Raw genomic sequence first — 9502 nt, 5'->3', positions numbered from 1 at the left:
GCTCAAGGCCCTCGCGGACCCGACCCGGCTGCGCCTGATCTCGATCGTGGCCGCATCCGAAGGTCAGGAAGCCTGCGCCTGCGACCTGACGGCACCGGTCGGGCTGAGCCAGCCCACTGTGTCCCACCACCTCAAAGTCCTGACCGACGCCGGATTCCTCAGCCGCACCCAGCGCGGCAACTGGGCCCATTTTGCGCTCGTACCCGGCGCGCTCGACTCGGTCGCGCGGCTGCTGACCAGCGCATGACCTCGCAGCGATCATCCGAAGGAAGGAACCACCCATGACTGAAAAGACAGACATCACCGAGCTCGTCCGCGAACGCTACGCCGCCGCGGCGCTGCAGCTCACCGACGTGTCGGCTGCATCCGGCTCGTGCTGCGTTCCCACCGACCTCGGGAACGGCGACGTCTTCGGATCGGTCCTCTATACGGGCGGGGAGGGGTCCGAAGTGCCCGAGGAAGCGCTGCTGGCGAGCCTCGGCTGCGGCAACCCCACGGCGGTCGCCGACCTGCGCGCCGGCGAAACCGTGCTCGACCTCGGCTCCGGAGGCGGCATCGACGTGCTCCTCTCCGCGCGGCGGGTCGGCCCCACCGGTTTTGCATACGGCCTCGACATGACCGACGAGATGCTGTCCCTCGCCCGGGCCAACGCGGACAAGGCCGGCGCCACGAACGTCGAATTCATCAAGGGCCGGATCGAGGAGATCCCGCTGCCCGACGCATCCGTCGACGTCATCATCTCCAATTGTGTGATCAACCTCTCCGCCGACAAGACCGCCGTCATCACGGAGATGTTCCGGGTCCTCAAGCCCAGCGGGCGGCTCGGGATCTCCGACGTCGTCGCGGAGGACCACCTCAGCGAGCAGGACCGCATCGAGCGCGGCAGCTACGCCGGCTGTATCGCCGGCGCGCTCTCCCACCGGGAGTACCTCGACACCCTGGCCGGGGCGGGATTCACCGGGATCAGCGTCGACTACACCCACGAGGTCGCCCCCGACATGCACGGCGCCATCGTCAAGGCGGTCAAGCCCACCGTCTAGCCGCGTGTGGCGCGGGCCGGGAGGCGCCCGGGCGTACACTGTCGGGCATGAATGCCGTGGATTTTTCCGAGGTTGAGCGCAAATACGACGTCGACGCGGCATCCGTTCTCCCGCCGCTGCATGAGCTCCCCGGCGTGACCTGGGTGGATGCCCCTGTCGACCAGTCGCTCGACGCCGTCTACTTCGACACGGCCGACCTCACCCTTGCCGCGCACCGGATCACACTGCGGCGCCGCACCGGCGGGGACGACGCCGGCTGGCACCTCAAGCTCCCGTCCGGCGTCGACGGTCGCGGCCCCGACGAACGCCGCGAGGTGCACGAACCCCTCGGCAGCGACCCCGAGCTCGTGCCGGCCGGCCTCCAGCAGCGGGTTCGCGTCCTCGTGCGCGACCGGGTGCTCGTGCCCGTCGTGCGGCTCCGCAACCACCGGATCGTGCACGTGCTGCGCGGGGACAACGGCGCCGTGCTCGCCGAGGTCTGCGACGACAGTGTCCTGGCCGACCGCCTCGGTGTCGACCCGCTCCGCCAGGAATGGCGGGAATGGGAGATCGAACTCGTCGACGGCGCCCCCGAGCTGCTCGACGCCGTCGCGGAGGCCTTCGCCGCCGGGGGAGTCCGTCGCGCAGGCTACCCCTCGAAGCTCGGCCGTGCCCTCGGCGACCGCATTCCCGCAGCCCCGCCGGCCCCACCGGCGACGCCGACCCGGTCGAGTACGACGGGGGCCCTGCTGCTCGCCTACCTCGACGCCCAGATGCGGGTACTCGTCCACCAGGACCCGCTCGTGAGGCGCGACGACGCCGAAGCCGTGCACCAGATGCGGGTCGCGACCCGGCGGATGCGCTCGGTGCTGGCCACCTATCGCGACCTGCTTCCGAACGGGCTGGCCAACACCCTCGGGGACGAACTCCAGTGGATCGCCCGTGTGCTCGGCGCCGCCCGCGACAACGAGGTCCTGCACCACAACCTCGCCAGGTCGCTCTCGTCCGAGCCGGCGAAGCTCGTGGTCGGGCACGTCAGGAAGCGCCTGGACGCGCACTTCGCGGCCGACCTCGCCACGGCGCAGCAGGCGGCGGATGTCGTGCTCGACAGCCCACGCTACTTCCGGCTGCTCGACGCACTCGACGCCCTCATCGCGGAGCCGCCGTTCACCGCGCTCGCGAAGAAGTCGGCCAAGTCGGTGGTACCTGGTCTCGTCAAGCGTGATGGCGCCCGACTGCGCAAGGCCGTTCGCGACGCTCGCGCCGTGCCGCAGGGCCCCGATCACGACGCAGCCCTGCACGAGGTGCGCAAGATCGCCAAGCGCCTGCGGTATACGACGGAGTCTGCGCTCATCCTGAGTCCGAAACGTGCGGCCAGGCTTGTGGCCGCCGCCCGACTGGTCCAGGACATCCTCGGCGAGCACCACGACAGCGTCGTCGCCCGCGGGGTGCTGCTCACCCTCGGCATGCGCGCCTTCATCGACAATGAGAACTCGTTCACGTACGGCCGCCTCCACGCGACCGAACAGTTCCGGGGTGCGCACCTCGAGAGCCGGTTCCGGTCGGCGTGGAAAAGCTTCCCCAAGTCCGTGCTCTGACGCCGTCGACCCCGGTCAGGGCTCCGCCGCGATTCTTGCGGTGCGCGCGAGCTCAGTCGAAGTCAAGGCTGAGCTTGCGCAGCAGGGAGGCGAGGCGTTCGCGTTCGCTGGCCGTGAGCGTCGCGAGCAGCTCGGCCTCGGCGTCGACGAGGCGGGTGATCGCGGCATCGACCCGGATCAGCCCGTCGGGGTTCATCACGACGAAGATGCCGCGGCCGTCGTTGGGGTCGGTGCGCCGGGTGACGAGGCCGCGCTCGACGAGCCGGTCGATCCGGTTCGTCATGGTTCCGCTCGACACGAGCGTCTGTTGCAGCAGTGCCTTGGGGCTGAGTTCGTACGGTGCGCCCTCGCGGCGGAGCGCCGACAGCACGTCGAACTCCCACGACTCCAGTTCGGAGCGGGAGAACGCGGTGCGCCTGGCCCGGTCAAGGTGCTTGGCGAGGCGACCGACCCGGCTGAGCACCTGCAACGGGGCGAAATCGAGGTCCGGCCGCTCGCGCAGCCAGGCATCCACGATGCGGTCTACTTCGTCATTGCCGGGCATCGTCCTATTATCCGGCCAGCCGGGGCATCCGCCTGCACAGCACGGGTCATCGGTACGCCCGGCTGCGCGCCGCAGCCGATACTTCTGGCAGACTTATCAGCGTTGGTCGGCTCCGGCCGGCGAATTCCGCCGTGGTGTAATGGCAGCACGACAGCCTTTGGAGCTGTTAGGTCCAGGTTCGAGTCCTGGCGGCGGAGCCGTAGATCATTACCAGTGCTGCATTCCAGTGGCGCCCGCACCCGGTCTTCCCGGCCGGCAACACAGAAGCACGAGGACCCCGTGACCGATTCCCGTCTCGCCATCGTCGTCCTGGCCGCAGGCCAGGGCACCCGGATGAAATCCGCGACTCCCAAGCTGTTGCACCCCCTCGCCGGGCTGCCCATCCTCAGCCACGTGCTCGCGACGGCATCCGCGTTGAACGCCGCGCACGTCGTGACCGTCGTGCGCCACGAACGCGACCGGCTCGTCGACATCGTCGAGGCCGACCTGCCCGAGAGCATCGTCGTCGACCAGGACGAGGTCCCGGGAACCGGCCGGGCCGTCGAGCAGGCCATCGAGGCCCTGCCCGCCGACTTCGAGGGCGACGTGCTCGTCGTCAGCGGCGACGTTCCCCTCCTGAACGCGGCGACCCTCGCGAGCTTCATCACCGCGCACCGCGAACGCGCCGTCGCGGCGACCGTGCTGTCCGCCTTCCCCGACGACTCCACCGGCTACGGCCGCATCGTGCGCGACGAAGCCGGAGCCTTCGACCGCATCGTGGAACAGAAGGACGCCAGCCCCGAGGAACGCCTGATCACGGAGACGAACGCCGGCGTCTACGTCTTCGGCATCACCGAACTGCGTGCGCAGCTCGCCCGCATCACGACTGAGAACGTCCAGGGCGAGAAGTACCTCACCGACGTGATCGGCCTGCTCCGCGAGTCCGGCTCCGATGTGCGCGCCGTTCCGGTAGCGGATGCCTGGCTCGTGGCCGGCATCAACGACCGGGCCCAGCTCGCCGAGTCCGCCCGGCAGCTCAATGCGCTCATCGTGCGCGGCTGGCAGCTCGCCGGCGTGACCGTGCAGGACCCTGCGACGACCTGGATCGACCTCGCCGTCACGATCGCGCCCGACGTCACGATCAAGCCGGGCACCCAGATCCTCGGGGCGACGGTCATCGAGACCGGCGCCGTCGTCGGACCGGACACGACCCTCGTGGACTGCGAGATCGGCGCGAACGCCGAGGTGAAGCGCACGGACGCGACCCTCGCGGTGATCGGTGCCGGCGCATCCGTCGGCCCGTTCTCGTACCTGCGGCCCGGCACGATTCTCGGCGCGGACGGCAAGATCGGCACCTTTGTCGAGACCAAGAACGCCGTCATCGGCGAGGGCAGCAAGGTGCCGCACCTGAGCTACGTCGGCGACGCGACGGTCGGTGTGCACTCCAACATCGGGGCGGGGACGATCTTCGCGAACTACAACGGCGTGACGAAATCGCCGAGCGTCGTGGGGTCGCATGTGCGCACCGGGTCGCACAACGTCTTCGTCGCGCCCGTTAGGATTGGGGACGGGGCTTACACCGGTGCCGGTACCATCGTCCGCAAGGACGTGCCGGCCGGAGCTTTGGCTCTCACCGTGGCCCCACAACGCAATATGGACGGCTGGGTTCAGACCAACCGCCCGGGAACCGACGCGGCGGAAGCCGCGGCTAAGAGCGGAGACTAGGTGCCTGGAATCAATGCCAGCGGCGAGAAACGACTTGTATTGGTTTCGGGGCGAGCACACCCGCAACTGGCACTGGACATCGCCAAGGAGCTCGGTACCGAACTCGTGCACACCGACGCACGTACCTTCGCGAACGGCGAGATCTACGCCCGTTTCGACGAGAGCGTGCGCGGCAGTGACACCTTTGTGATCCAGTCGCACACCAACCCGATCAATGAATGGCTGATGGAACAGCTCATCATGGTCGACGCGCTCAAGCGGGCCTCCGCCAAGCGCATCACGGTTGTTGCGCCGTTCTACCCTTACGCCCGCCAGGACAAGAAGGGCCGCGGCCGCGAGCCGGTATCGGCCCGCCTCGTCGCCGACCTGTTCAAGGTCGCCGGCGCCGACCGCATTATGTCGATCGACCTGCACGCCGCCCAGATCCAGGGCTTCTTCGACGGCCCCGTCGACCACCTCTTCGCGATGCCGGTGCTGCTCGAGCACTTCCAGGAGAAGCTCGACCCCGCAACGCTGACCGTGGTGTCGCCCGACATGGGCCGCGTCCGCGTCGCCGACATCTGGAGCGACAAGCTCGGCGCCCCCCTGGCGATCATCCACAAGCGCCGTGACCCGCTGGTGCCGAACCGCGTCTCCGTGCACGAGATCGTCGGTCAGGTCTCCGGTCGCGTCTGCCTGCTTGTCGACGACATGATCGACACCGGACGCACCATCGTCCTCGCCGCCGAGGCACTGCGTGCCGCCGGAGCGATCGGCGTCGTCGTCGCCGCGACCCACGCCGTGTTCAGCCACCCCGCGCTCGAGCTGCTGCAGAACCCGGCGATCACCGAGGTCGTCGTCACCGACACCCTGCCGATCCCCCCGGAGAAGCGCTTCCCGACCCTGACCGTTCTGCCGATCGCCCCGCTTCTGGCCCGCGCGATCCACGAGGTCTTCGACGAGGGATCCGTCACGTCGATGTTCGAGGGCGCCGCGTAACCCACGCTGCCCCGACCGACGGATGCCCCGCTCACCCGAGCGGGGCATCCGTCGTTAACCGCCGCGACACCCTGTGGGGCGCGCACGGGCAGCGGATGCCTAGGCCGGCACGACCGGTGGGCCGAACCCCGGCGCGCGGGGGATCAGGCCGAGCGAGATCACCCAGGTCTCCCGCTCGTGCACGTCGATCGCGTAACACTGCCAGCCGAACCCGCCGGGCCCGGCCAGGTCGAAGCGCGCGGTGGACCCCTCCGCGAGCGGGTAGTAGTGAGCGACCGCAACGGAGCACGCGTTCGTGGCTGTGACGGATGCGATCTGCATCGACGTGAGGATCCCCGGCACGATCAGCGTCACGAGCCCGAGCACGACGGCGAGGCGCATCACCAGCAGCATCCGCCTGCTGCGCAGCGGCCGCGCGCTGTCGTGCGGCTCATACCCGGCGAGCTCGGGGTACTCGTGCTGCTCGCTACCGTCGTCGTCGTTCATCGTGGGGTCCAGTATCGCAAATTGCGCTCCCATTCTCCGCGAGAGCGTAAAAAGTGCCCCTTCCCGCAGCGGGAAGGGGCACTTTTTACGCTCTCGCGGAGAGAGGTGGATGCCGCGACTAGTGAGTGGAGGCCTCCGTGGCGATTTCGGTGCGGTCGCCCGACCACAGGGTGTGGAACACGCCGGGCTTGTCGACGCGCTTGTATGTGTGCGCTCCGAAGAAGTCGCGCTGGCCCTGCACGAGGGCGGCGGGCAGACGTTCCGCGGCGAGCGAGTCGAAGTAGCTCAGGGCCGAGGCGAAGCCGGGAACCGGGATGCCCGAAAGCGCAGCGGTCGAGACGACGCGACGCCAGGCCGACTCGCCGGCGGCGACGGCCGCGGCGAAGAACGGGTCGACGAGCAGCGTCGGGATCGACGGGTCGTTCGCGTAGGCATCCACGATGCGGTTCAGGAACTGGGCGCGGATGATGCAGCCGCCGCGCCAGATCGTGGCGACGGCGCCCTTGTCGATGCTCCAGTTGTACTTGGCGGCACCGGCGATGATCTCGTCGAAGCCCTGCGCGTACGCGACGACCTTCGACGCGTAGAGCGCCTGGCGCACGTCGTCGACGAAGGTGTGGCCGACGACGGCGATCTCGGGGCGGGCGCTGATCGAGGCGCGCACCGGTCCGCGCTGCTCGGGGTGGCTCGACACGGCGCGGGCGAACACGGCCTCCGCGATTCCGGCGACGGGCACGCCGAGGTCGAGCGCGTTCTGCACGGTCCAGACGCCGGTTCCCTTGGAGCCGGCCTCGTCGAGGACGATGTCGATGAACGGCAGTCCGGTCTCGGCGTCGACCTGGCGGAGCACCTCGGCGGTGATCTCGATCAGGTAGCTCTCGAGGTCGCCCTTGTTCCACTCGGTGAACACGTCGGCGATGGCGGCGGGGGAGTGGCCGGTCACATGACGGAGCAGGTCGTACGCCTCGGCGATGAGCTGCATGTCGGCGTATTCGATGCCGTTGTGCACCATCTTGACGAAGTGGCCTGCGCCGTCGGTGCCGATGTGGGTGACGCACGGCACGCCGTCGACGACGGCGGCGATCGACTCGAGGATCGGGCCGAGGGTCTCGTAGGCGAGCGCGGAGCCGCCGGGCATGATGCTCGGGCCCTTGAGCGCGCCCTCTTCGCCGCCGGAGATGCCGGCGCCGACGAAGTTGATGCCGGTCGCGCTGATCGCCTTTTCGCGGCGGATGGTGTCGTGGAAGTCCGCGTTGCCGCCGTCGACGATGATGTCGCCGGGCTCGAACAGCTCGGCGAGCTGGCTGATGACCGCGTCCGTGCCCTTTCCGGCCTGGACCATGATGATGGCGGTGCGCGGGCGGCTCAGCGACGCGACGAAGTCCTCGATGGTCTCCGAGGCGACGAAGCCGGCCTCGGGGTGTTCCGTCATGAGGGTCTGGGTGCGCACGTACGAGCGGTTGTAGACCGCGACGGTGTTCCCCTCCCGGCTGGCGAGGTTGCGGGCGAGATTCGAGCCCATCACCGCCAGTCCGACGACGCCAATATTTGCCTGTGCTGTACCGGTTTCGGTCACGTTCGCTCCTTCAAAATGGTTGGTCTAGAACCATGTTCAAGGTTAGTCGGTCGGGCTGGGCACCTGCCCGACGGGGGCGGGCGGATGCTGGTGCAAGGTTCCCGCACACTCCGCTAGGCTTAGCAGTTGAACTTCGGCGAGGGCTGCCAGGCGTGTCACGCACGCTCGGCATCCGTTATCGACGCGGCGAAATGCTTCACGGCCTTTCCTCACGCGACACGCGTTCGAGTTGAACCAGCACCCATACGCGCGGCCATCGGCTGCGCAACTGATCTGGGCCGTAGAGGCCTGACAAGGAGACACATCATGGCTGAGGCCAAGGACAAAAAGGTCATCGACAACAAGATCGATGCCGACCTGCGCACCAAGTTCGGCAAGGGTGCGGCCCGCAAGCTGCGCGTGCTCGGCAAGATTCCGGCCGTCATCTACGGCCACGGCACCGACCCGGTGCACGTTGCACTTCCGTCCCACCAGATCGGCCTGATCCTGCGTCGCGCCAACGCGGTGCTCGAGCTCGAGGTCAACGGCGAGACCCACCTGACCCTCGTCAAGGACGTCCAGAAGGACCCGGTCCGTCAGATCATCGAACACCTCGACCTCATCGTCATCCGCAAGGGTGAAAAGGTCCAGGTTGACGTCGCCGTGCACCTGACCGGTGAGATCATCGCCGGAAACGTCATCGACCTGGACATCAAGAGCCTGCTGCTCGAGGTCGAAGCGACCAACATCCCGCAGAACATCGTTGTCAACGTCGATGGCCTCGACGAGGGTGCCCAGATCAAGGCCGGCGAGATCGTCCTTCCCGACGGTGCCGTGCTCATCTCCGATGCAGACGCCGTCGTCATCAGCGTGCACCTGCCCGAGGCCGAGGAAGAGGAAGAGGCCGTTGCCGACGCCGACGCCGAGGCCGTTGTCGAGGAAGCCCCCGCCGAGTAGCATTCGCTTCACGCTTTCTGCCTGATCTCGTCGAACAAGGAGGATTTCCCTGGACGAGAATCTCTGGCTCGTAGTCGGGCTCGGTAACCCCGGGCCCGACTACGCCGGAAACCGCCACAACGTCGGCCACATGGTGACCGCCGTGCTCGCCGACCGACTGTCGGCGAATTTCAAGACCCACAAGACCAACTCGACGGTTGCTTCCGGGCGCAGTTTCCCCGGGGGCCCCGGGCTCGTGCTCGCGACGCCGAACACCTATATGAACGTGTCCGGCGGACCGGTGGCCGCCCTGCTGCGGTTCTACTCGCTCGAACCGGATCGCCTGATCGTCGTGCACGACGAGCTCGACCTGCCATTCGACACGCTCAAGATCAAGGTCGGCGGCGGTCACGGGGGCCACAACGGGCTCCGCGACATCATCGCGGCCATCGGCACGAAGGACTTCGTGCGTATCCGCCTCGGCCTGGGCCGCCCGCCCGGTCGCCAGGCGCCGGCCGACTTCGTGTTGCACGACTTCTCCAAGGTCGAGCGCGAGACCCTGCCGAACCTGCTCGAAGACGCAGCGGATGCGATCCAGCTGATCGCGGCGGAGGGCGTCACCGTCGCCCAGCAGAAGTTCCACGCGCCCTGACCCGCCCGCGACAGTGACCGTCCGCGACAG

Annotated in this window: 10 protein-coding genes and 1 tRNA gene; 8 read left to right on the top strand and 3 right to left on the bottom strand. The window is 68.3% G+C overall.

The features are described 5' to 3' along the window. From QN357_RS04815 to QN357_RS04805, 3 genes are all read left to right on the top strand, one after another. The coding region (locus tag QN357_RS04815) for a metalloregulator ArsR/SmtB family transcription factor (protein ID WP_323504617.1) at nt 1-247 on the top strand (247 nt) is incomplete at its 5' end. Between the two features lie 34 nt (nt 248-281). Further along, entirely contained in the window at nt 282-1040 is a 759-nt protein-coding gene (gene arsM / locus QN357_RS04810) for an arsenite methyltransferase (protein WP_134563956.1), read from the top strand. Nucleotides 1041-1087: 47 nt separating this feature from the next. Next, the gene (locus tag QN357_RS04805; protein WP_134558197.1) at nt 1088-2617 is read left to right on the top strand and encodes a CYTH and CHAD domain-containing protein; all 1530 of its coding nucleotides are present in this window, start codon (nt 1088-1090) and stop codon (nt 2615-2617) included. Nucleotides 2618-2669: 52 nt separating this feature from the next. On the opposite strand, the gene QN357_RS04800 is transcribed toward QN357_RS04805, so the two are convergent. Continuing rightward, nucleotides 2670-3161, bottom strand: a complete 492-nt coding sequence (locus QN357_RS04800) for a MarR family winged helix-turn-helix transcriptional regulator (RefSeq protein WP_134448251.1) — start codon at nt 3159-3161, stop codon at nt 2670-2672. A gap of 125 nt (nt 3162-3286) precedes the next feature. Here QN357_RS04800 and QN357_RS04795 point away from each other — a divergent pair. From QN357_RS04795 to QN357_RS04785, 3 genes are all read left to right on the top strand, one after another. Further along, nucleotides 3287-3358, top strand: a tRNA-Gln gene (locus QN357_RS04795). A gap of 82 nt (nt 3359-3440) precedes the next feature. Then, the gene (gene glmU / locus QN357_RS04790) at nt 3441-4865 is read left to right on the top strand and encodes a bifunctional UDP-N-acetylglucosamine diphosphorylase/glucosamine-1-phosphate N-acetyltransferase GlmU (protein ID WP_134448253.1); all 1425 of its coding nucleotides are present in this window, start codon (nt 3441-3443) and stop codon (nt 4863-4865) included. Continuing rightward, the gene (locus QN357_RS04785) at nt 4866-5843 is read left to right on the top strand and encodes a ribose-phosphate diphosphokinase (protein WP_134448255.1); all 978 of its coding nucleotides are present in this window, start codon (nt 4866-4868) and stop codon (nt 5841-5843) included. A gap of 99 nt (nt 5844-5942) precedes the next feature. Here QN357_RS04785 and QN357_RS04780 read toward each other — a convergent pair whose 3' ends face one another. Beyond that, nucleotides 5943-6329 carry a hypothetical protein gene (locus QN357_RS04780; RefSeq protein ID WP_322136232.1) on the bottom strand — a complete coding sequence of 129 codons (387 nt, stop codon included), beginning with the start codon at nt 6327-6329 and terminating at the stop codon, nt 5943-5945. Nucleotides 6330-6447: 118 nt separating this feature from the next. Further along, nucleotides 6448-7851, bottom strand: coding sequence for an NADP-dependent phosphogluconate dehydrogenase (gene gndA / locus QN357_RS04775; protein ID WP_241975212.1), 1404 nt, complete (start codon nt 7849-7851; stop codon nt 6448-6450). Between the two features lie 360 nt (nt 7852-8211). On the opposite strand from gndA, the gene QN357_RS04770 reads away from it, so the two are divergent. Beyond that, the gene (locus QN357_RS04770; protein WP_134448261.1) at nt 8212-8841 is read left to right on the top strand and encodes a 50S ribosomal protein L25/general stress protein Ctc; all 630 of its coding nucleotides are present in this window, start codon (nt 8212-8214) and stop codon (nt 8839-8841) included. A gap of 49 nt (nt 8842-8890) precedes the next feature. Then, nucleotides 8891-9472 carry an aminoacyl-tRNA hydrolase gene (pth, locus tag QN357_RS04765; protein ID WP_134448262.1) on the top strand — a complete coding sequence of 194 codons (582 nt, stop codon included), beginning with the start codon at nt 8891-8893 and terminating at the stop codon, nt 9470-9472. Nucleotides 9473-9502: the final 30 nt, after the last annotated feature.

This window comes from Cryobacterium sp. RTC2.1 (assembly GCF_035018685.1).
Taxonomy (GTDB): domain Bacteria; phylum Actinomycetota; class Actinomycetes; order Actinomycetales; family Microbacteriaceae; genus Cryobacterium; species Cryobacterium glucosi.
Note: the sequence above shows the minus strand (reverse complement) of the source record. Positions and strands in the feature narration are given on the sequence as shown.

Coding starts and splice junctions, on each gene's coding strand:
- arsM (WP_134563956.1), top strand. CDS start 282: ATGACTGAAAAGACAGACATCACCGAGCTCGTCCGCGAACGCTACGCC.
- QN357_RS04805 (WP_134558197.1), top strand. CDS start 1,088: ATGAATGCCGTGGATTTTTCCGAGGTTGAGCGCAAATACGACGTCGAC.
- QN357_RS04800 (WP_134448251.1), bottom strand. CDS start 3,161: ATGCCCGGCAATGACGAAGTAGACCGCATCGTGGATGCCTGGCTGCGC.
- QN357_RS04780 (WP_322136232.1), bottom strand. CDS start 6,329: ATGAACGACGACGACGGTAGCGAGCAGCACGAGTACCCCGAGCTCGCC.
- gndA (WP_241975212.1), bottom strand. CDS start 7,851: ATGGGCTCGAATCTCGCCCGCAACCTCGCCAGCCGGGAGGGGAACACC.
- QN357_RS04770 (WP_134448261.1), top strand. CDS start 8,212: ATGGCTGAGGCCAAGGACAAAAAGGTCATCGACAACAAGATCGATGCC.